At 38.4% G+C, this 22,539-nt stretch carries 15 protein-coding genes, 1 tRNA gene and 1 pseudogene; 9 read left to right on the top strand and 8 right to left on the bottom strand.

Annotated features, from left to right (window positions below; all coding sequences use genetic code 11):
- Window positions 1-342: 342 nt before the first annotated feature.
- Both PVK71_RS09395 and PVK71_RS09400 read right to left on the bottom strand, forming a co-directional pair.
- On the bottom strand, window positions 343-1,599 hold the full coding sequence (locus PVK71_RS09395; RefSeq protein ID WP_274418297.1) for a DEAD/DEAH box helicase: 1,257 nt from the start codon (window positions 1,597-1,599) through the stop codon (window positions 343-345).
- 174 nt (window positions 1,600-1,773) lie between these two features.
- The gene (locus tag PVK71_RS09400) at window positions 1,774-2,793 is read right to left on the bottom strand and encodes a porin (RefSeq protein ID WP_274418294.1); all 1,020 of its coding nucleotides are present in this window, start codon (window positions 2,791-2,793) and stop codon (window positions 1,774-1,776) included.
- A gap of 352 nt (window positions 2,794-3,145) precedes the next feature.
- On the opposite strand from PVK71_RS09400, the gene PVK71_RS09405 reads away from it, so the two are divergent.
- From PVK71_RS09405 to PVK71_RS09415, 3 genes and pseudogenes are all read left to right on the top strand, one after another.
- Window positions 3,146-3,236: transfer RNA gene (locus tag PVK71_RS09405), tRNA-Ser, on the top strand.
- An 85-nt stretch (window positions 3,237-3,321) separates the two neighbouring features.
- On the top strand, window positions 3,322-4,608 hold the full coding sequence (locus PVK71_RS09410) for a tyrosine-type recombinase/integrase (RefSeq protein ID WP_274418293.1): 1,287 nt from the start codon (window positions 3,322-3,324) through the stop codon (window positions 4,606-4,608).
- Window positions 4,609-4,899: 291 nt separating this feature from the next.
- Window positions 4,900-5,587, top strand: a pseudogene (locus PVK71_RS09415) (transposase); the annotation flags it as partial.
- 90 nt (window positions 5,588-5,677) lie between these two features.
- Here PVK71_RS09415 and PVK71_RS09420 read toward each other — a convergent pair.
- The 4 genes from PVK71_RS09420 to PVK71_RS09435 form a co-directional block, all read right to left on the bottom strand.
- Window positions 5,678-6,772 carry an extracellular solute-binding protein gene (locus PVK71_RS09420; RefSeq protein ID WP_274418292.1) on the bottom strand — a complete coding sequence of 365 codons (1,095 nt, stop codon included), beginning with the start codon at window positions 6,770-6,772 and terminating at the stop codon, window positions 5,678-5,680.
- Window positions 6,772-7,677 carry an ABC transporter permease gene (locus PVK71_RS09425; RefSeq protein ID WP_274418291.1) on the bottom strand — a complete coding sequence of 302 codons (906 nt, stop codon included), beginning with the start codon at window positions 7,675-7,677 and terminating at the stop codon, window positions 6,772-6,774. The genes PVK71_RS09420 and PVK71_RS09425 overlap by 1 nt, the downstream gene beginning before the upstream one ends.
- Complete coding sequence (locus PVK71_RS09430; protein ID WP_274421806.1) at window positions 7,677-8,471, bottom strand: ABC transporter permease; 795 nt, start codon at window positions 8,469-8,471, stop codon at window positions 7,677-7,679. The genes PVK71_RS09425 and PVK71_RS09430 overlap by 1 nt, the downstream gene beginning before the upstream one ends.
- Window positions 8,472-8,545: 74 nt before the next feature.
- The gene (locus PVK71_RS09435) at window positions 8,546-9,622 is read right to left on the bottom strand and encodes an ABC transporter ATP-binding protein (RefSeq protein WP_274418289.1); all 1,077 of its coding nucleotides are present in this window, start codon (window positions 9,620-9,622) and stop codon (window positions 8,546-8,548) included.
- Between the two features lie 188 nt (window positions 9,623-9,810).
- Between PVK71_RS09435 and PVK71_RS09440 the strand changes: the two genes are divergently transcribed.
- From PVK71_RS09440 to PVK71_RS09455, 4 genes are all read left to right on the top strand, one after another.
- Window positions 9,811-10,641 carry a glycerophosphodiester phosphodiesterase gene (locus PVK71_RS09440; protein ID WP_274418288.1) on the top strand — a complete coding sequence of 277 codons (831 nt, stop codon included), beginning with the start codon at window positions 9,811-9,813 and terminating at the stop codon, window positions 10,639-10,641.
- Window positions 10,641-11,699 (top strand): ROK family protein, encoded by a 1,059-nt coding sequence (locus tag PVK71_RS09445; protein ID WP_274418287.1) that lies wholly within the window; start codon window positions 10,641-10,643, stop codon window positions 11,697-11,699. The genes PVK71_RS09440 and PVK71_RS09445 overlap by 1 nt, the downstream gene beginning before the upstream one ends.
- Before the next feature lie 61 nt (window positions 11,700-11,760).
- Window positions 11,761-12,810: a UDP-glucose--hexose-1-phosphate uridylyltransferase gene (locus PVK71_RS09450; protein ID WP_274418286.1), complete on the top strand. Its 1,050-nt coding sequence runs from the start codon at window positions 11,761-11,763 to the stop codon at window positions 12,808-12,810.
- Between the two features lie 149 nt (window positions 12,811-12,959).
- Window positions 12,960-13,811, top strand: a complete 852-nt coding sequence (locus tag PVK71_RS09455) for an endonuclease/exonuclease/phosphatase family protein (RefSeq protein ID WP_274418285.1) — start codon at window positions 12,960-12,962, stop codon at window positions 13,809-13,811.
- A gap of 46 nt (window positions 13,812-13,857) precedes the next feature.
- Here PVK71_RS09455 and PVK71_RS09460 read toward each other — a convergent pair whose 3' ends face one another.
- On the bottom strand, window positions 13,858-15,315 hold the full coding sequence (locus PVK71_RS09460) for a hypothetical protein (RefSeq protein ID WP_274418284.1): 1,458 nt from the start codon (window positions 15,313-15,315) through the stop codon (window positions 13,858-13,860).
- 1 nt (window position 15,316) lies between these two features.
- Window positions 15,317-16,363, bottom strand: a complete 1,047-nt coding sequence (locus tag PVK71_RS09465; protein ID WP_274418283.1) for a glycerophosphodiester phosphodiesterase family protein — start codon at window positions 16,361-16,363, stop codon at window positions 15,317-15,319.
- A gap of 527 nt (window positions 16,364-16,890) precedes the next feature.
- Here PVK71_RS09465 and PVK71_RS09470 point away from each other — a divergent pair.
- Window positions 16,891-18,207 carry a tyrosine-type recombinase/integrase gene (locus tag PVK71_RS09470; RefSeq protein ID WP_274418281.1) on the top strand — a complete coding sequence of 439 codons (1,317 nt, stop codon included), beginning with the start codon at window positions 16,891-16,893 and terminating at the stop codon, window positions 18,205-18,207.
- A gap of 575 nt (window positions 18,208-18,782) precedes the next feature.
- Window positions 18,783-21,629, top strand: coding sequence for an Ig-like domain-containing protein (locus tag PVK71_RS09475; RefSeq protein ID WP_274418280.1), 2,847 nt, complete (start codon window positions 18,783-18,785; stop codon window positions 21,627-21,629).
- Window positions 21,630-22,539: the final 910 nt, after the last annotated feature.

Genomic DNA, 22,539 nt, shown 5'->3' on the forward strand with positions numbered 1-22,539 from the left:
TACTGAAGGGAAAGAATCCAAAAGTGGCTTCAGCTTTTTTCGGCATGATACGCCTCAAACTTAGACATTCAACTTAATTTTACACTATTTTACATATGAATAAGTCAAGTCTAAGATTTGATAAATACAGAGCGAACTATAGGCAAGATCACAAAAAATTAAGATAATTTTTATAACTATAAATAGAAATAATACAATTCAAGCTATGGAGTAAAAAACAATATGATAAAAGAGGCATCTATCTTTTATTGCTTGTTGGCTTTGTATAATAAAAATGCCAGAGTGAAGACTTATTTATCTTCACGCTGGCATTTATCATTCATGACTAATAAGAACGGTTTATTAGCGCTTGTTCTTACCGCGATTCGAATGAATTTTCATCTTCGCTTTCATTTTTCTCTTATCTGCTGAACGACCACGGCTTTGTCTTGCACCCTCTTCTTTTACTGGTGCATTTGGATCAGGCTCATAACCTTTTAACCACTCTTGAGGTAAACGAGTATCAAGTAATGCTTCAATGGCTTGTAATAAATACTCTTCATCACTGCTCATTAGTGAGATGGCTTTACCGGTACAACCCGCTCGGCCTGTTCGACCAATGCGGTGAACATAATCTTCTGCTTTAAATGGCAATTCGTAGTTAATCACACATTCTAATTGCTCGATATCCAAACCACGAGCCGCAATATCTGTTGCAATTAATGCTCGAACTTTACCTGTTTTAAACTCTTCTAACGCTCGTAAACGCGCACCTTGGCTTTTATCACCATTAATAGATACCGCTTTAATGCCGTCTTTTTTCAGCTCTTTAACGAGTTCATCCGAGCCTTGCTTTGTTTTAGTAAACACAAGTACCTGTTGCCAGTTACGAGAACCAATTAAATAGGCAAGTAGTTCACTTTTACGGTGTTTATCAACAGGGTAAACCATCTGTTCAACTGTATCAGCAGTACTATTTGTCGGTGTCACTTGAACTTCTTTTGGTTTATGCAACATATAGTAAGCAATCTCTCTTACTTTTTTGCTAAATGTCGCTGAGAAGAATAATGTTTGATGCTCAGCAGGCATCTTACGTAAGATCTTTTTAATATCAGGAATAAAGCCCATGTCTAACATTCGATCTGCTTCATCTAAGACTAAATATCCCGCTTGATTTAAGGTAATGGTATTAATATGCAAAAGATCCAATAGACGCCCAGGCGTTGCAACTAAAATATCAGCGCCACCGACTAAATTGTCTTTCTGAACATTAATGCTCGTGCCACCATAAGCAACCACCACTTTAATATTGGTACCTTTGGTATAACTGACTAAGCTATCGAATACTTGCTGTGCTAATTCACGCGTTGGCGTTAAGATTAAGCTGCCAATCACTTTTGAGTTCTGAGTACGATTAATCGGATTTTCAATTAATCGCTGAATAAGCGGTAAACCAAAAGCGGCGGTTTTGCCTGTTCCTGTTTGCGCTCCGGCAAGTACATCATGTCCTTGTAATACGAGAGGAATCGCTTGTTCTTGAATTGGTGTTGCCTCTTTAAAACCCAATTCTGCAACGGTATTCAGTAACTGTTCCGTTAACCCTAATGACGCAAATGACATGATGAACCTTTAAATACGATAATTTTCGCCGATTGTAGCAAACCCTTGCCATTATCCCTATTAGAAGTAACCGTCATTTTACTTTTCTTATCTCTTTTAGATGCAAAAAATCCAGCGTACTTTGCGATACGCTGGATTATCATAGGAAAGTTAAAGATTAATAACTAATGTCGATTATAGGTAGTAACGTGCACCTAGCATCCACTTATTATCTTCTTTATTATTGTAGTCGTTACCTAAATCAAATTGGTAACCAGTAAAGCCAACGAACTTCTTAGTGAAATTGTATTCTGCTTGAATTGCCGAAGTGCTATAAACCGTTTTACTTGCGTCATTATCAACCACTGATTCATAATTCACACTTAGGTTTAAACTGTTATCTAACGCGTAAGCAAACAACGCTTCGTATGCTGAGCCGTCTTCGATAAGATTGCCATTCACATCGCTATTCATGTTTTCATTCATTGCATAAACACCTGCAACGTATAAACCAGAACCATAGCTACCGTAAGTACCACTGATCACGTGAGATTCTGAGGTTTCTGATTTAGTACCTACCGAGCCATAAGTTACATCACCCGTGTTATACGCGTAGTTTGCAGAGAAGCCAGCAACACTGTAGTTCAATGCGATTTGTGCACGATCTCCATACTCCGCCGTTGAATCAGAATCAGTCTTACTTCCTTGCCAACCGGCAGCAACGCCTAGTTTACCCGCATCACCGAACTCAAACATTTTACCGTAGCTCAGCATCTCTTCTGCACGACCCGTACCTAAGTTACCGTGATCTTCATAGATAAAGTCATTGGCAAAGGCGATTGGCATATCAGCAACACCTGCAACACTGTAATAAGGTGCCCATTGTGTACCAGCAACCATACGACCAAAGTCATTATGCGTTACACCAATGTATCCTAGACGAGTCGTAAATGCGTTCTCGCCACCATCTAAGTAATTAAGTGCCCACTCACCTTTTGCATCAGCAACAAAGCCATTACCCAAGTCATGTGTCGCATTGAAGTTTAAACGTGGAGAAACTGCTGTTAAACCAGTATCACCTTCATCAGAACCTTCTAAAGCAACCGATACGTGACCGCCAATATCAAAAGTAGTGCCATCTTCATTGTATAACTCAACAGCAACTGCATTTGAAGACGCTGCGATAACAGCCAGAGCAAGTAATTTTTTATTCATTTCAATTTCCATTTAAAAGTAGTCTTTTATGCTTTTTATACATAAAAGATCCAAACGACCAACAATTGAAATAAAGATAAACAGTTTTAAAACACAAGTAGAGTGAATCGTTAACAAAAGATCAAATAGAAAATAAATTTTATATAAAAGCACTTGATATGCATACGATATTTTTTTGTTTATCAAATGTATCTAAATGTTTTATTGATGTTTTTTTATCTATATCGAACAATTTATTTTTGGATAAAATGTATAGAAACGGACCAATCAGAGCAATAAAAAGCCAAACAGTCTATTTAAATAAAAATAGGGGTTTACAAGGAAAGCCATTCCCCCTATTATACGCGGCATCGGAGGGATGGCTGAGTGGTCGAAAGCACCGGTCTTGAAAACCGGCAACCGTTAATAGCGGTTCTAGGGTTCAAATCCCTATCCCTCCACCAAATTAAAAGATTAAACCGCTGTTTTTACAGCGGTTTTTTTGTATCTGTACTATCGAAAATCACCTTGCACAGAAAGGTGGCACAGATGTACTTATTAAGACTTCCAAATAGCGTGTACTATACTCGTATCGCTACTCCACTTTCACTCCGTGAAAGTGGTTATCCTAACGAACTAAAATTCTCCCTACTTACTCGTGAGCGTAAAACCGCTTATCGTCGAAATGTTGAGCAAGTTCAATTGCTTCATGCGTTGTTTGAGAAAGCCATTGCGCTCTCTTTAACGATTGTCGAGTTTAAAACTGAACTGGCTGAGTCAATTAACACCCTACGAGCCGCTTATAACGCACAACCTGAAACGCAAACCAAGGCTCCTAAGCTTGTGGTAGACCCTTCACCAAAAATAAAAATCGCCACTACCCCCTCACCTGGTATTACTACAAATACGCTCACTGAATTTATTCAATCTAAGCAATTAGAAGGTGTCACGCAACTCACCCTTAATCAATTAGAGCAACGATGTAATGATTTTTTAGGCTATCTAAATGAATTAAATGCAGATAGGCCTACCAATAGCATAGCAATGCACTATCGAGACCGATTACTCAAACGCAAATTAAGCAGCAAAACATTAAAAGACTACATTGCGGCAAATAGACAGTTTTTTAATTGGTGTTTAGCTCATGAGCTTATTACAGCTAATCCATTTGCTGTCGTCAAAACATCCTCTAAAAATGCAAAGAGTGCTCAAGAGCAACGACAACGTTGGAAAAGTGAGGATTTACAGAAATTATTCTCAAACGATGCTTATCGCAAACAAAACACGGACTTTAAGTGGATAACCTTATTGATGCTTTATCAAGGTTGCAGGCCATCAGAAGCTTGTCAGCTTCAAGTTCGGGATATCAAGCAAGGCGAACTGCCTTGCATTCAGTTCTCGGACTCTGGTGACGCTCAGAAGCTGAAAAACCAGTTATCCAATAGAACTGTACCCATTCATCAAACATTGCTAGATATGGGGTTCTTAGCCTTTGTGAAAGCTCGCCAGCGAGCAAAAGAGACGCAGCTCTTTAATGTAACGCCTCGCGGTGCAGATAATGATTGGTCAAAAGATTATAGAAAGACCTTCGGCAACATTCTTAATGACGTGGGCTTTAAAGCAGGACAGCGAGCAACCGCCTATTCATTCCGTCATACTTTTATTGATGAGTTAAAACGGGCGAATGTCGAAGAGCATGTGGTTTCTGAAATTGTAGGCCATAAGCATCAAAACATGACTTATGGAAGATATGGTAAACGACTGGAGCCAGAGCAGCTTGTAGAGGTCGTAAATCTATTTCGGTTAGACGACATAGATATCACCTTAAGTGCATAAACAAGTATTGAGGACAACCTCGAAATAGGCGTTCACTGAAAGTGTGACGACAATGCAACCCGCTGCGCTATCGTCACACTTTTGCTTCGCAAAAGATGCACGATAGCTGCGGGCAAGAGGAAGCCCTCTTAACTCCTAGCCCACTAAAATGGGCAAATAGCTTATTCTAGATCGCTTTTTCCCCAAAATTTGTTAGTGTGAGATTGAACTTAAATTCAATTTCTACAATTAGGCTTACTATTTTGTGCTTAGAACTCTAAGTAGGTGGCATAATTCACTATGCTATTACAGTTCCATTCATTAGGATTACTACATAAATGGCAGATGACAAGCTCAGAGCGTCACTGGATTATTCCTCTTAACAAAATACTCAATATGAAATAATTCGATCGCTAGATCGTAATGATAAACTTGTTATTCTTCGGAGTAACCCAAGAGCAAGAAAACTGTTTTCTGATTTACCTGAAACGATGACTGCTTGTCTCGTGACTCGAAAAATTAAAGGAAAAAATCATCAAGTTCTGACGTCAATGATTCATCCATTACGTTACCCATTAAAAGATATTATTGGTCTTTATGAGCATCGTTGGGAAATAGAATTAGGTTACCGAGAGCAGAAACAATACATGTTAGGAAATCGCTTAACACTACGAAACCATCTGAATTAGTGAAACAAGAACTATGGAGTATCTTGCTGACTTATAATTTAATTCGCTACCAAATGGTAGAGCCTTGCTTTAATTTAAAACTCAATTATCTCCCTTATCAATTGAGTTTTAATGGGACACTTGCTCATGTATCTGCGTTATCAGTTGGTTTACCATACTCAACGCCAGGAGCGAGCCCTCAACAATTAAAAAGCGTCCATCAGATGGCTGAAAGATTAATACTTGATAGGCGAAGGGAAAGAACATTCCCTCGAATGGTAAAACCAAAACCTCAACGATATGCCAAAAACAAGAATGCCGCTCACCCTTAAGTAAACGACATTAGGCCATTGTAGGACTAATTTATCCATTTTGATTATTTGCAACAAGCCCCTAAATTTAATGCTCTACGGTTATAGATATCAGTCACCGAGAACTACTTTATTGATAAACTGCTTTTTCAATTCTGTTGCGAGCTCTTTGTTAAAGTGAGGTACTTCAGTCGCTGAGGTAGCAATTGTATCCTTCACCATAATGACTGAGCCAAACTTATCATGCATACGTTGTTGAGTTTCTGGAGAAACTAACCAGTTGGTAAATAGGATTGAAGCCGCTGGTTTCTGAGTGTTCGCAGCTATTGCTACAACATTACCGCCACTTGGCATACCAAATTCAGGTACATAGAACTTCACACTCTTCGTAATCGCACCTGAACTCTGTAGCCCAAGTAGATGATCTTCCCAAGCAGGAGCAATGGCGATTTCGCCATCATTTAGTCGATTGAGACTGTCGGCACCAGAAGCTGATATGATCATATTCTCTTTATTGCCATTAAACCAGTCCCAAGCTTTCGACCATTGAGTAAGCACTTTTTCTGTAGGTTTCTCTTGAGGATCAAATGGGTCTGAATTAATTGTGACCATACGCTCAATAAAACCAGCACCCGCCCCTCCTGTATTTGGATCATTGTAACCAAATCGCTTAGGATTATTAGTGATAAACTCTTGGAGTTGTTCAAACGTTTGAGGGATCGCCTTATCATCAATAATCAATGAGTTATAAGCTAAACCTGTTTTATTACCCCAAAAGCCTATCGCATAACCATTCAAATCAATGTTGTTTACTCGATGAATACTGGTAGCGTAGTTATCTAGTTGATCCACTTTAGCAATTGCTTCTTGTCTTACAGCAAGACTAATTTGTGTCGGACTCAAAGCAATAACGTCCATGCGCCCTTTTTCACGTTTTTGCTCGGCTAAAAGTTTACTGAACGTACCATCCATTGAGCCTTCAGGAATGCGGACTTTAACATCATATTTATCTTCAAACTCTCGAACAAACTCACGCCATTTTGGCTGAAGGTACCATACAGAGAAAATAACAGATCCTTCATCTTGCGCTTGCTTTATCAGTGTATCGTTGATTCCTCCTTGGTGTAATTGCTCATAGGTCTGAGCATTGACGGCGATTGAAGTAGACATGACTGCGAGAGTTAATAAGTTTTTTACTAGTTTCATTATGCTTTTCCATTTGATTGAGAGGCGTAATTACCTTTTAAAAGTTTTTCAATAATTATCATTAGTATTACATTGGGTATGACTAAAATCATTGATACTACGGCTGCATCTGGACGAACAAATGAATACCCTAAGAAGGAATACAAAATTGTAGGTACAGTGATGAAATCAGGTGAACCAAGTACAAATGAAATGCTGAACTCTTCTAAACTTTTAACTAAACAAAAGATCGTAGCTGCCAATAAGCTCGGTTTTAAAAAAGGCAGGAAAGCATTATAAAATACTGTCCAATAGTTACCACCCAAGTTCCGTGTCGCATCAATCATGTCTTGCGGAACCGATTTGAATCCAGCAGCCATAATACGTATTGAGTAGGGCAGAGTTAAGACTGTGTGACCGATAACGATGCCTATGAACTGATTCTCAATTCCTAGATTCATAAGAGCGGCGCTGAAGAAAATGGCGATCACCATACCAGGAATAACAAGAGGAATTAACGAAATCATTTCACAGATTTTCTTTCCTTTAAATTCTAATCGACCTAGCGCGTAAGCTGTCGGAATAGAGAGCAAGATACTGGTAATAGCCACAACAGGAGCAATTCGATAACTGTTCCAGATAGCTTCTGCTAGGGATGTGTTTTCCCACATGTAAGACCATCTGCCAAATGACAGCACCTCAGGAAAGATTTGAGGGTATGCCCAAGGATGGTCGGGATCAACCAGAGACCACAAAACCGCCATGATGATAGGTATACCGATCCAAATGAAGTTCACTACAAAGAAGAAGATAAGAGATATTCTTGTAACCTTCTTTCCATTGGTGGTTTCCATTTTTGGTGTTTTTTCTCTATTTGTCTTAAAGAGGCGTTTAATGGAATTACTACGTTTCGTAAGAATATTCATTATTTCACTTCTCCTTTTTTCTGTGTAAATGGTTTAATTGCAAGCGTAATGACGGTCGCGGCAATTCCTGAAGTGATCATAATAATGGCTGCAATCACGCCAGAGCTGTTCCATTCCGCGTATTCCATTGCGGTTACTTGCATCAGTCGAGCAAGCGCATATGTGTTTCGCGGGCCAGCAATAGAGTAGAAGGCGAAGTCACCAAGTGCGCCAATGAAGATAAGAATCATAGCAACCTGAACGGCAGGAAGGGTTAAAGGCACAATTACGGTGAAGAACTTGCGAGATTGAGATGCGCCTAAATTACTTGCAGCATCTAAAACATCGCCGCGAATACCGTTCATTGCTCCAGAAATTAGAATCAAAGCAAAAGGTATATTTTTCCACATTTGAAGAATAATGACTCCCCAACCGAAGGAGTCATTTTGTAGTCGTAATGGTTGTTCAATAATGCCGATGAACATCAAGAATTGGTTAAAGATGCCATGATACGAAATGATATTGACATACAAGAACGCGGCAACGAGCCCTGTGACAAACATCGGTATACGCATTACGGAGATAATGAACTCTTTCCCTTTGATCTCATTGCGTAACCACAAGCAAATTGGATAGGCGACAATAATCGATAGTAATGCTCCTAATGTTGCGACTTTAATCGAATAATATAAGGCGCTCTGCATCTGTGGGCTTTGTAGATTTTCAGTCCAATATTGCAAGGTAAATCCACTTTCACCTGTCATGTTGTAGTAACCAAATGACTGCATAATGATGGTATATACGGTTGACCCCATTAAGAGCAGGATTGTACCAACTCCGCTGAGCATTAATAACCAGGCAAGACCGTTATCTTTTAATAGTTTTGGCATTAGATTAATTCCAAAGGCTTAATGTGTTCAGGACGAACAAAGAAAGAGTATGTTTGACCTTCTTGTACATCTAGGTTTTTTGAAAGTTGCAAACGAAGCTCTTTATCGAATCCCGTGGTCGTACCATACGCTTCTACTAAGTTACCAATGAAAGAGATCTTGGTAATTGAAACATCAAATGTATTGACGGTGGCGTTATCCGTGTTGAGCTTTATATCCTCTGGACGGAAGCAGAAATAACGTCGTTCATCTACTTTGCAGTTGTTTGGATAATCTGATGAATATATAAACTCACTCACGTCTGATGTAATTGAACCTGATTGACCATCAACATTTTGCATAGTGCCTTCCAAAATGTTGGCTGCACCAATGAAATCAGCCACAAATGAGTTTGCAGGGTTGTTATAGATTTCTTTTGGTGTCCCCATCTGTTCAACGTTGCCTTTATTCAGCACTACGATTTTGTCGGATAGAGAGAGGGCTTCTGCTTGGTCATGAGTGACATAGATAGAAGTTAATTTATATTTTCGTTGAAGTTCTTTTAACTCCATTCGAACGCTATCCCGCAGTTTAGCATCGAGGTTCGACAGTGGTTCATCGAATAAAATAACATCAGGAAGTGTAATAACTGCTCTAGCAAGTGCAACGCGTTGTTGTTGGCCGCCAGATAGTTGGGCTGGCATTTTTAATTTGTGTTCTACCAGTCCTACTTGTTTAAGTGTTTCATTCAGCTTTAAAATTTGTTGGTCAAGTGGCATTTTCTGTTGCACTAGACCAAAACAAATATTGTGCGACACATTCATGTGTGGAAAGAGGGCATAAGATTGAAAGCACATGGCTGTATTTCGACGTTCTGGTGGCATGTCATTGACAACTTGGCCATTAATTAGAACATCACCGCTATCTTGATTGTGAAATCCTGCAATTATTTTTAGAAGAGTTGTTTTACCGCAGCCTGATGGACCAAGAAGCGTAACGAATTCACCTTCCTTTACGTTAAGTGAGATTTCATTCGCCGCACAATAGCCGTTATCAAAGTACTTCGAAATCTTATTAAGGGTCAATCTATCAGTCATTTCGCTTATCCATTATTGATGAGAAGTTGTATTAGATTATCAATAAAAATTTAATTGGTATGTGATGATCGTCAAGTTTTTATCATATCATTACTTATCAATAACTTAGGTTAATTTAAAAAAGAAACTTGATTGATTAAGTTTTTTGTAATAATTTAATGCCAATGGTATTAACGAGATATAAATAGATGAAATTTGAATTCCACAATGCAGAAAACGGGGTTGTTTTGGCGAACACACACCGTGGGTACTGCGAGATTTATCCAGAAAACACAATGCCTGCTTTTGAAGGAGCTTTACGAGCAAATACACACTGTATTGAAATTGATATCCAACTAACACGAGACAATCAATTAGTCGTTGTTCATGACCACGTTGTGGATCGTGTTTCTACGGGAACAGGGTTTGTAGACCGATTAACGTATGAAGAATTGCTAGCTTTTGATTTTGGAATTAAGTTTGGAGAAGAGTTTAAAGGCACAAAAATACCGCTCTTTGTCGACGTGCTTTCATGGGCGATTAAGAATGGAGTTGGCTTGATAGTCGAAGCAAAACAACGCATACGTCAAGATGAGTTTATTGACTGTTTTGTTGATGTTATTCGTGCAGTGCCTCATGCAGTTAATTTTATTCAATTGTTATCGTTTGACCACGTATTGATTAACAAAGTAAAAAAAATTATTCCTGAATTAGCTTTACAAGTTGTGACACTTGAACGTTACAACAACCAGCTAGAATGTGTTCTCGGTTCTAATGCTTCTTGTGTTTGCTTTGAGTATGAGTTTGCACACATTGATGATTTACGTGCGTATAAGCAGCATGGTTTAGGTACTCGTATGTACTTACATGCGCACAGTAACAATAAAACACCGACAGAAAACTATTATGACAAGTTCGGTGTAGAAGCCGAAGAAGAAATATTAGCCTGGATTCGAGAAGGTCTGATAGACATGATTAGTCATGATGATGCATTATATATGATTAGTTTAATCAACAAAGCAAATATGAAAGCATACTAATGAATAACCAAAGCTACCTAACTAATGACCTTACGACTAATCAAAGAAAGATTATTTCAGCGGTCTCAAAGTATCGTGTCATTAGTAGGGCGCGGATAAGTGAACTTACTGGTCTAACACCAAGTGCTGTTACTCAGTTGTCTAAGTCACTTATTAATCTTGGTTTGTTACGAGAAGGTTCAAGACAAAAATGTGGCAGAGGTCAACCACCAATACCACTTGAAATTAATCCTGAAGGAGCCTTCTCTCTAGGTGTTAGTATTGAGCCAAATTTCATGGCGATATCAATATCAAATTTGTCAGGATTGATTGTCTATCATACAAGTCGTTCGGTAGACAAAACACAAAACCTTGAAAAAATGCTCGAATCTATTCAGGATTTAGTTAATTTTGGCATTGTAAAAGCGAAAATACCGAAGGCAAAAATATTAGGTATCGGCTTTTCGTTACCTGCTTATAGAGGTATTGATCAGAGTTGGGTATGTGTCCCAGCTCTGCAATGTTTTAATGATATTGCTTTGGCTGATATATTAGATAACGCATTTGAATACCCCGTTTATATAGAAAATAACGTAAATGCATCTGTGATAGGTGAATATTACTCGCATGTTAAAAAAGATTTCTCAACTATGGTTTTTATCGATATTGGTTTTGGGATTGGTGCTGGGATTATTTATAATGGTGAGTTATTTAAGGGGGGGTTCAATAATGCTGGTCAAGTTGGTTTATCCTTCCCGTATGGAAAGGAAAGGCCATCATATCTTGACTTCGTGAGCCGAAAAGAACTGCCGCTAGAACAATGGGTTGCTCGTAGTGCGGTACAAATTGAACAGATATTGTCGAATTGTATTCAGTGGATTGATCCACAGTTAATTATATTAGGTGGTTCGCTTCCTAATTCTGTAGCCGAAGAGTTAATCAAAATTTTGTCAGAACGCATTAGTACACTTGTTCCTAGTGATGCCAGTTCACCAAAATTAATTCTATCGCCAAACAGTGAGAAAAGTTCAACACTAGGTGCATCTATCATCCCATTTTATAATGAATTTTACGTATAACCCTACGAGTTAAATCTATTATTTAACGTATAGGATTAGCAAGAAAATAAGGTTGAGTAATATGTTGAATATTGAATTTAACCCGATGGAACATCCACACCGTCGTTATAATCCGTTAACGGGTCAGTGGATTTTAGTCTCTCCCCATCGTGCAAAACGCCCCTGGAGCGGTGCAGATGAAAAACCTGAGTTCGACGAACAACCAAGCTATGATGAGAAGTGCTTTCTTTGCCCAACTAATGAACGTATCTGTGATGAGATAAACCCAAATTACCATGGTACATATGTATTTGATAATGATTTTTCTGCGTTAATGGTAGATTCGCCAGATACACCAGAGTCAGGCAACCCGTTATTCAAAACACAAGCTGTACGTGGTTTGAGTCGAGTAATCTGTTTTTCGCCTGATCACAGCAAAACACTTCCTGAGTTATCTGTTGAAAAAATAGGTGACGTGATTAATGCGTGGAGCGAGCAGATTGAAGAATTAGGCAATGATTATGTTTGGGTGCAAGCGTTTGAGAATAAGGGCGTAGCTATGGGCTGTTCTCAGCCTCACCCTCATGGACAAATTTGGGCTAGCAGCTTTTTACCAAATGAAATTGAACGTAAAGATCATCACTTGAAAACATATTATAAAAAATATGGTAGTAACTTATTAGTTGATTACGTGCGTTCTGAACTAAAAGATGGCTCCCGTATTGTTTTCGAAACTGAATACTGGTTGGCGCTGGTACCTTATTGGGCAGCGTGGCCATTTGAAACCATGCTGCTACCAAAAAAACATATTCGCCGCATGAGTGAACTTAATGAAGAATTGCGTAATGACTTAGCTATTGCAATTAAAAAGTTAACTAGCCGTTACGATAATTTGTTTCAATGTTCTTTTCCTTATTCTATGGGATGGCATTATGCTCCATTCTTCAATGAAGATAAGGATATTGAGCATTGGCAATTACATGCTTTGTTTTATCCACCGTTACTTCGCAGTGCAAGTGTACGTAAGTTTATGGTGGGATATGAAATGTTAGCGGAAAGCCAAAGAGATTTGACCGCAGAGCAAGCCGCGCAAAGGTTACGTGACTTAAGTGATGAACATTACAAAACGTAAACTGGCACATTTTTTAGAACTATTTCAATAAAAATATATCCACATTCACATGGGTAATATTTATTAAAATCGTAAATTGTTTTAATTTTTGTTTATTCATTCTTCTTCGATGAATGAATGGTTTTATTTAAATTATAGTAAGGTTAAAAATGTTTAATAAATTGATGCCAATCACATTGTTGGCTTTCGCTCCTGGTTATACATATGCTGAACAATTAATTGATAAAGAGGTTATAACGCCTGATATCAGAGTCGGTTCGATAAATATTATGGCATCAAGAATGGGTAGTACCGATAACTTAGTATTGGCGATAAAGAAGATGGACGCAGACGTTATCGCTTTACAAGAGGTAGATAAACTGACCAACCGCTCAGGCGTTAATTTTAGCTCTGTAGGTGAAAAACCTATAGATCAGGCCAAATATATTGCTGATAAACTTGGAATGCAGTCATACTTTTGTGGCGCGATTGAACATGATGGCGGCAAGTATGGTTCAGCTGTTATTTCTAAATACCCAATTAAATTAGTAAAAAAAGCAGACCTTCCTAATGCTGAAGGTGGTGAACAGCGAACTGCATGTGCGGTAGAAATTGACATTCCTGATTATCCTGCACCACTCATGATTGTTGCGACGCATTTAGACCATAGCTCACCTGAATTACGTCTGAAACAGGTCGACTTTTTGCAGACGCAATTCTCATCATGGCAGTTTGCACACGCACTACCAATCATCATCGGCGATTTGAATTTCGGGCCGACATCTGAAGAATATAAGAATATAACAGCTTGGTTTAATGATACAGATATTGATCTACAATTAACCGCGCCATCTTGGAATCCCGATAGAAAAATTGATTACATATTAACTTCTAACGCGCAACAATGGGATATTAAAAGCGTAAGCATTCCTAAACCAACTGACAAGGTCGGAAAGACAATTTATGCCCGTACGACAGACCATTTGCCTATGGTTGTAGAGATGAATCTTATTAAACAGTAATTCTAAGCCACCTGTTTATCTAGGTGGCTTTTTACATCTGTCCTCTTTAGAAATCGCCTAATAATTGTCTATTCATTAAGTCACGAACTTGGCTATCACTTAGTGGATAGTTATAAATTGCAATATCGTCAATGGCTGTGATGTTATTTGTTAAATCAGGTTTATATAAGTTAGGACTACCGAAGCCAACGTGAGAATAATTACCAGTTAAGTTTAAAGGTATTACACCATGCATAGTGTACATTTTCTTGAAAGGTTCATTGTGGTCAAAATAAGGGTCATGAGTAAAGACCGTTGTTCTACCATGATTTAGTACTAATACAAATTGTCTCCAAACGTCGTTGTTTTGTTTTATTTTTTGTGGTTCTGTAAGCCAAATCATCCAATCTCTTTTGTCTTTTGGTGAGATCTGAGTTGTTTTTGGGAGTCCAATATAACCATGGTTTGAAACAGCTAGTCCCGCTGGCATGTTATATCCACCATGTAAATTTGAATCTAATGCCCAAAATGCATAGTTCCAGTATTTATCAGTGCGTTGAGGGTAATCTCTTCTATTGTCTGCTGTAGCAACTTTAGCCCAAAAGGAAATAGTTGCGCCATTGTTAGAATCTAGAATTTTCTTTATTTCCTCTATATCTAGCTCTAATGACCCCCCTGGATGGAAATAGGCCGCATGTTGATCTCTGCCAAATCGGTCAGTTCCATAATTAAGTCGGTGGGGAGACGCACAAGTTTTACTTCCAAATATATCACAAGGGTTCGATTCTAAAGGGAAATACATTGTAGGCTCATGTAGGCTTGCCCCTACAACACTACGAATAATCCAATAGTGATTCCAATAATCAGCATACCCATCACCACAAACATGTTTGCCTTCCATTGAGCCATAACTCCCAGTGAAAATATTGTGATTTCCATCAGCTAGTCTTGTAATTCCGCTATCTGAATGGTAATTATTAAAACCGTAATACACATCCCATTGAGCCATCGAGCTTGGATTACCATAGCCTAACCAAACAATTGAAGATTGACTACTATCACACATTGCTGCAGACACTGGCTTGTATGCGTTAATTGGCTCATCAGCCCAAGCTGTCATTATTTTCCTTCTGTAAGGTAATTTACTATAATCTTGATATCGATGATAAAACATAGATGATTTAAGGTAATTAAAATCATAGTACCATAAATTATCATAGTTAAATTTATCGAATGGTGTTATGGTATGAGAATTCCTATCAGCATCTCCACTAATTACATCAGCAACAGCAATCCAGCCCCCACCATCATTAAAACTTTTTAATCTAGTATTGCCATTGTGAGTTAGTATGGAAAATAATCGTGCATTTTTATCGCTAATTCCGTATATATTTTCCCAACCAATATCACTGATGTTTCTCATTTTATATGGGTATTCAATTTCAGGCATTTCCCAAGGTTCCCACGGAGCCGATTGAACTGAAAATGAAGTTAAAATGATAAAAATATACTTTATATTATTCATGCTATTGCTCCAAATGGCGCTTGCCCATAATTTCTAAGTAATCGATAAGTAATAAAGGATGATCTGATATCACAAACTGAGAACGGGTTTTTAAAATGCTGTCAAAATTACCTCGTATATCATTATCATCCATGTCAACCCACTGAAAAGTGGAATTATCAAATCGACCTTTAGGACTTTCTGGCCACTGATCAAATAAGCCATTCCAACCATTCCCAGAAATTATTTGTTCAACCATCCCTCCAGGAGTAAGGAAGGGTGATTTGTAATTTTTAATCACTAATTCGAAGCTTTTTACGCCTAAATTTTTAAATTCTTTAAATCTCGCTTCGTAATCAGGCATGTTGTCATAAATTATTGGAGTGAAAAGCATTTCTTTAAAATCTGTTATGCCTTTTATTGCTTCATTCACATCAGTTGGTGTTGCGGTACTTTTTATAACCGAATACTCTAATAATCCTTTATTTTTTAATTTTGTGACTAAAGTTCTTAATGTCGCTACATCTCTGGTTTTAAGATCGTAATTTGCAATCAATCTTGGGAAATGAGTCTCTTCATCCCAAATTAGATCTAAGAATTGATCGATTGTTAGAACATTGTCATCTGTTACCTCAAGAAGGCGATTTCTATATCTCATCTGTTTTAATTGATCTGTTGTGTAATTTTCGACATATCCTGTTACTGGATGACCGTTAGGATCTGTTAGTAATCTATCAACAATAGAATCGTGAAAAATAACGTGCTCTCCTGTTGTTGGACTATCAGCGGTAGCTCTAACATCCATTTCAATACATTCAATTCCGTAGGTCACTGTGTCAACAAGTGCTGAAATACTATTTTCTGCTGCTGTATCTAGCCAGAGTCCACGATGAGCACAGACTGGGATGAAATTTGGATTTGATTTTGGATCCTTTATTATGGCCATTATTTTTTTTATTCTTTCAGGTGTTATCGGTTCATATCTATCCTCTTGGTTGTATTCTGAGCTCGCCATTACTGACAATGTTGTAACTAATGCAATGCAACATGCTATTAATGAATATTTCATAAAAACTCCAGTTTTCCATTCAATTTTATGCAATTATAAGAATACAAAAAGGTTTTGAATGTGATATTCGTCCGTAACTTGTAACTAATATGTATTCTGTTTGGAGTTAATGTTTACATGGCGGCATAAACCATGTCTAAAAAATACATTCTAAGGTAGCTAACTATACGAGTTTGCGAACAAACATTACTAACAAACTAACTTACTGAACATTGACCGATGTATCATCAAACATATAATGTAAACAATCCGCATTTCCATTAATTTACCCATAAAACCGCAAACATCAGATAAATAATCGGATTTTCTTGACGGTTAGCAATTTTATCGTTATTAATATGTACTAGACATACGGTTAAATTGATTTTTGAGAAAAACAGATAACCCATTGTAATTACAGCGCTTTTAGTTGATAGGTGTAGCATTCAAATCCCTATCCCTCCACCAAACATTAAGCCCTTGATTATTCAAGGGCTTTTCTCATTTTTGGGGCTGCATTAAGTCATCACACAGGATTGACTGAGACAATGTACCTTTTTCGTGCCCCAAACTCGACCTACTATACCCGCATCTGTTTGCCTAAGTCCTTACGTGACAATGGCTTTCCTTTTGACTTGAAAATTTCTTTACTCACTAAACGACGTGATGAAGCCGTCGATCGTAATTTCATCCTGGTTCCGCAACTTAGAAAGCTCATCGATGACGCTTTCCAAGAATGCGACGCTAGTACTTTCCGCAATAAAGTTGATGAACTAGTTAACCAAGTACGAGATAGCTTTACTCTACGCGATACAGTCCGCTTACCTGTTCGACAAATGCGAACTGCAAGTTCGCTTCAATCACAAACAGTAACAATGATTACCTCCCCTGCTACAAAGACAAAAACCATCATTACCGTCAAAAAAGCATTCGCTAAATTTATTATTTCAAAACAACACGTTAAAGTACGCCCACTCACCATCGAGCAACTAAAACAACGAACTGAGCACTTCCTCTCTAATTTGACATCACGCTGTGTATCTCAAGTGACTAGTGCTGATGCGGTTCGCTTTCGCGACCGCTTGTATCAAGAAGGGCGTAGTTACAAAACAAACAAAGACTATTTGGCTTCGTGTCGCCAGTTCTTCAAATGGTGTAAACAAATGAAATACGTGACGGATAATCCATTTCAAGACATCACAGTTCAAGAGCAAGCAAAGAAAAAAAGTCAAGATGAAGAGCGTGAACGTTGGTCTATAACAGATTTAGTTAAATTGTATCGCTCAACCGCATTTCAATCCAAGCCTGACGAGTTTAGATTGATTACCACCATTATGCTCTACCAAGGTTTACGCCCGAGCGAGGCGTGTCAGTTACGTGTCGCTGATATTTGTAATAAAGAAGGTATTGACTGCTTTTTGATTTCTGAGGATGGTCAAGACCAACACATTAAAACTGCAAGTAGTTTGCGTTACGTACCTATTCACCCTCTTTTAATAGAAAAAGGATTTCTAGATTATGTTGCTAACCGCAAAGCTGCACGTTGTATTCAGCTCTTTAACTATAAGCCTGATGGGAAGTGGCAAGACTGGTCGAAACGTTACTGTCAGCAGTTTGGACGCTTACAGACAGCAATAGGTATGCCTGCTAATGCACGCCCTACTGCATATAGCTTTAGACATACATTCATCGATGAACTGAAGCAAAAAGGGATTGAAGAATCACTGGTAGCACAAATTGTTGGTCATACACATCAAAGCATGACATTTGGTCGTTATGGTAAAAAATACCCAATGCAAAAATTAGCTACTGTGATTAGGAGCGTTACGTTTCTTGAATTAGAAAATAGTCGTGAGATGATTTGATAATCAATAAGTCAAAGGACTTATCAGCATGTAAAAATGTGGAATATGGGTACTCGCTGAAAGTGTAACGACAACGCAACCCGCTGTGCTAACGCCTTGCAGGAGCTAACTATGTCGCATTAAGCCCCCTTATTTGTTTGTAATGTTTGTTACTAACAAACAAACTCCAATAACTATAAAAATAATCATACTTATCCCCAAATGAAGTCGACGATAATCTAAACTACGTCCAAAAAGAGCTAGACGATATAAGAAAGACCAAGTAAGTATTAGAAAAATCATCTTGAAGCCTTAAATGTTTATGTAACTATCCCGCCGAATTTTAAGACTACCCAATGTGCCGTTAGCTTCGACGTACCAAACCTAATCAATTACGAATACGTTTCTTGAATAAAACTCACATAACTGTCTTTTGTTGGGATCTTTCTACTTTACTTTTTTTCTTTGTTCTTCAAAATCAGCCGCTTATTAGATATTCAAATGCCCTACACAATAGCATGTTCATTAACTGTAACTTACCTACTGTTTAATGCACGGCTAATAACCTAAACAAGATTAATAACAAAGGATATTCCATGAAAAAAATATTAGGATCAACATTGCTTCTTGTCGCTGGGTTTAGTTTAAGCCCTGTTGCTGCAGCTATTGCTGAAACTGTAAATATTGAGACTTCAGCAAATGAAAGTCAGTGGTGGAGCACTTATAGCGTTGAAATTCAAAATACTTCAAATCAAGACATTGATATGAAAGAATCTACGATTGAGTTTCTACTACCCAATGCTATCAACGATGTTAATTTCGTATCTTCAGCGCTCTCATATCCGAGCTGGACGATTGAACATGAATTCACATCTGAAGGTGTTTATCACACTATCACTTATAAATTTGATGACGGTGTATGGGTTAAAAATACACTTCCTCGTGATGGATCATTCAATTTCTCCTTTGGGCTAAATAGCCAACTTCCAGATTTCCAATCGTTTGAAAACTCAATTAAATTCAATGGTTCAGGTGGTGGACAACCGCCTACACCAGAGCCAGAATTAGAATTGTCAATTCTTTCTCCTGTTGATGGACAAAAATTGGTATCCAATGAAGTAACCGATATTACGATTTCTATTGCTGGTGAAACCGCGTCTAAAATCGAATTTTGGGTCGATGGCAGTAAAATTGCGGAACAGAATGTCGAGCAAGATAAAACAGATTATGCGCAATCTTGGACACCAAGTGAACTAGGTTTGGCAACCATCAACGTGCTTGTGTTTGATGACCAAAACCAACAACTCAAACAGCAATCTGTTACGGTTGAAGTGAAATCTGATCACAATTTCTCAGCACCAGAAGTTCGTTTCATTACACCAGAAAATGACGCCACTTTTAATAAAACAGAAACAGTATCGATCTCTGTTGATGCGTTCGATTCTGATGATGACTTAACCTCTGTTGTCATCAAAGCCAATAACGCTCAAATTTGTGAATTTGATGCTAAGCAAACCGATCAATTTGCTTGTGATTGGCAACCATCACAAGCAGGCTCAGTGACACTGAGCGCGATTGCCACCGATGAGCAGAACCTAACGAACACGACAAGTGTACAAATTACCGTTACCGAATCGAGCAACAGCTGTGGTGATGTTGCACCTTATCAAGACGGGATTAGCTACCAAGTTGGCGATCGTGTTTCGAATATTGGTGAAGTATTCTCATGTACAGTATCTGGCTGGTGTGGTAACCCAGTATGGGCACCAGGAACTGGACATCCTAGCTACCCAGATGCTTGGAAAGATGCTTGGCAATCAGAAGGGGAATGTGATCCAAACGCGTTACCTGAAATTGGTTTAGAAACGCCTTCTAACGGTGCCCGCCTATCTCCGAATAAGCCTTTTGACGTAATTATCAATGCGGTTGATGAAGATGGCGAAGTCGTAAAAGTAGAAGCTCTGCTTAACGGTAAGGTTGTCGCAACAGCTACGCAACCAGCATCAGGCAATCAATATAAACTGACAGTTCCAGGTCAGGCAGAAGGTGCTTATGAATTAGTAACAACAGCTTATGACGACAAAGGTGCATCAGCGGCAACTGCACCAATTACATTGGCGATTACCGACCAAGATCTTGTCGTCGGACTGACATCTCCAGTTGATGGTTCAAAATTCACGCAGGGACGTAGCATTAAACTTGCCGCTGACGCAGAAAGCTTCGTTGGCTCAATTCAGTCAGTGACTTTCAAAGTAAATGGAACGGAGCTAGTCACACTCAATAAAGCACCATACGAATATGAGTGGGTTGGTGCACAGGAAGGTACCCACACCATTGAGGCTATTGCCATCAATACTGAAGGTGACACGCTAGCAAGCCCAGTGTCGACGATTGAAGTACAGGAAGCGAAACCAGAAACAGGTTTACGTGATAATCCTGACCGTTCAATTACTTATTTGACGTCGTGGGGACTGACTAATATTGAAGAACTGCAAAAATCTCAAGGTGATGCATACTTCTTGTCTTTTGGTAAGTGGGACTCGAACGGAAACATCCAAGTAACGGATTCAATGATTGAATCAAGTTACAACGACTCTTGGATGGCTCCAGGCTACCAATCATGGACAGAGCTAAAACATAGCCACACAAATAAAACCATGATGGTTGCATTTGGTGGTCAAACACATGAAAGTATGTGGGCTTATATGGCCTCTCCTGCTGCACGCGAGTCAATTGCCAATGGTCTTGTTGAAATGATGAACAAGCCTTATCCAGTGTATAAGAAAAACCTTAAACCAGAAGAGATGGTTGGTAAATGTCTTGCGACGAACTGGTCTGGTGAGTGTGATTACAGCAAGTATCAACTGGCTGGCTATGTAAGTATTGATGGCATCGATTTCGACTACGAAAAAGCTGCGCGCCTTACTGAACAAGAGAACCGTAACCTAGAAGCGTTGATTGATCTGATTCGCACCAAAGTCGGTAAGAGTAAGCTTATCTCTTTGACAACTTACCATGTAGGTGCCGACCCTGTTGAGTGTGAAAATCCAAGCGTTATTGAAAACTGTTCATTCATCGAGCCAGATCGTTCTAGCCACCATGGTGAAGTTATATCACTACTTCAAAATACGAAAGATAGTGTTGATTTCTTCAACGTAATGACATACGACGCAGGTAAAAACTTCAAGTACAATGTTGCTATGGCAAACTATGCTAAACACGTAGGTGACCCATCAAAAATTGTGCTTGGTGCAACCATCAATAGCCAATGGGGGCCAGATGGTCGTTTTGTTGAAACTCGTGAAAATAATATTGAACGAGCAAAATGGCAGAAAGCTCAAGGATACGGCGGTTTCTTTATTTGGACGTTAGGCTCAAATACTGAAAGCCTTTCTATGCAAGAGCAAGTTGAATACTTCAACGAAATGATTTCTTACAATTAAACCATCGCTAAGAGGCGCTGTCTAAACGCAGTGCCTCGTCTTTGCTACTCGCTGGACACATTGCTAATGTGAAATTAAGCATAAACTTCGTTGTAGTGATCGATTCAAAGCAATTGCATATTGTGTACGAATTTAAGAGGTCTGAATCGTCAGCTTCTTTTTCATTATCTAACGCGCAACTAAGGATCCCTTACTTTTTTAGCACATTTCAGCGTAAATCTATGTTACATTTTTATATAACTATAGCCATTACTATGACTCACTTTCTTTTTTAGTCAGTAAAAGCTTCCATCTTTGTTTTGAATCCAAATGGCGCTATCGCCAGCCTGCCAGTCAAGTTCCGCTATATACTCATCTGGAATTTCGAAGTAATGCTCACCTTGGTTGGTAACTTTAATTGAGTTCTGTCGTTTCATGGTTGATTTTGATATTTTCTTTAGTAGCTATTATCTGATCATAAATGAAGTTTTTTATATCTAAAACAAGCACTTATTTCTTAATCTCCTATCTATGCTCAGGAAGTAATTGATGATATAAAGGCTCAAGGTTTGAGGTTATTACTCTGGAACAATATCAAGAAATTTATGATTCAGTTACTAATATTGTAAGTATACTTTCTACGCCTTTATGTACTGTTTCTGGAAAGGATTATCCACTCAAGACGTTACGCGAGTATTTAGCTATGATGATGGCTTTAAGTTCAAACTAGTAAGATATTGTGCTATTAAACCATTGGCAGAGCTTAGTGATGCAATTATTCATACTGTAAACCTTCAAGCTTCTTAACATGCGTAAGATTCGTATTCAATCTAACAGCTCGCTATATTAAAATTCAGTACTTGTCAGAGCAAACATTACTAACTAACAAACTTACTGAACATTGACCGATAGTTTCCCAAACATATAATAC

The organism is Aliivibrio sp. S4MY1 (assembly GCF_028765545.1).
Lineage (GTDB): Bacteria > Pseudomonadota > Gammaproteobacteria > Enterobacterales > Vibrionaceae > Aliivibrio.

Bases quoted from the DNA above. Each gene is read 5' to 3' on its own strand.
- PVK71_RS09465 (WP_274418283.1), bottom strand. From the start codon at position 16,363: ATGAAATATTCATTAATAGCATGTTGCATTGCATTAGTTACAACATTG.
- PVK71_RS09455 (WP_274418285.1), top strand. From the start codon at position 12,960: ATGTTTAATAAATTGATGCCAATCACATTGTTGGCTTTCGCTCCTGGT.
- PVK71_RS09470 (WP_274418281.1), top strand. From the start codon at position 16,891: ATGTACCTTTTTCGTGCCCCAAACTCGACCTACTATACCCGCATCTGT.
- PVK71_RS09475 (WP_274418280.1), top strand. From the start codon at position 18,783: ATGAAAAAAATATTAGGATCAACATTGCTTCTTGTCGCTGGGTTTAGT.
- PVK71_RS09460 (WP_274418284.1), bottom strand. From the start codon at position 15,315: ATGAATAATATAAAGTATATTTTTATCATTTTAACTTCATTTTCAGTT.
- PVK71_RS09400 (WP_274418294.1), bottom strand. From the start codon at position 2,793: ATGAATAAAAAATTACTTGCTCTGGCTGTTATCGCAGCGTCTTCAAAT.
- PVK71_RS09395 (WP_274418297.1), bottom strand. From the start codon at position 1,599: ATGTCATTTGCGTCATTAGGGTTAACGGAACAGTTACTGAATACCGTT.
- PVK71_RS09435 (WP_274418289.1), bottom strand. From the start codon at position 9,622: ATGACTGATAGATTGACCCTTAATAAGATTTCGAAGTACTTTGATAAC.
- PVK71_RS09430 (WP_274421806.1), bottom strand. From the start codon at position 8,471: ATGGGGTCAACCGTATATACCATCATTATGCAGTCATTTGGTTACTAC.
- PVK71_RS09425 (WP_274418291.1), bottom strand. From the start codon at position 7,677: ATGAATATTCTTACGAAACGTAGTAATTCCATTAAACGCCTCTTTAAG.
- PVK71_RS09410 (WP_274418293.1), top strand. From the start codon at position 3,322: ATGTACTTATTAAGACTTCCAAATAGCGTGTACTATACTCGTATCGCT.
- PVK71_RS09440 (WP_274418288.1), top strand. From the start codon at position 9,811: ATGAAATTTGAATTCCACAATGCAGAAAACGGGGTTGTTTTGGCGAAC.
- PVK71_RS09450 (WP_274418286.1), top strand. From the start codon at position 11,761: ATGTTGAATATTGAATTTAACCCGATGGAACATCCACACCGTCGTTAT.
- PVK71_RS09445 (WP_274418287.1), top strand. From the start codon at position 10,641: ATGAATAACCAAAGCTACCTAACTAATGACCTTACGACTAATCAAAGA.
- PVK71_RS09420 (WP_274418292.1), bottom strand. From the start codon at position 6,772: ATGAAACTAGTAAAAAACTTATTAACTCTCGCAGTCATGTCTACTTCA.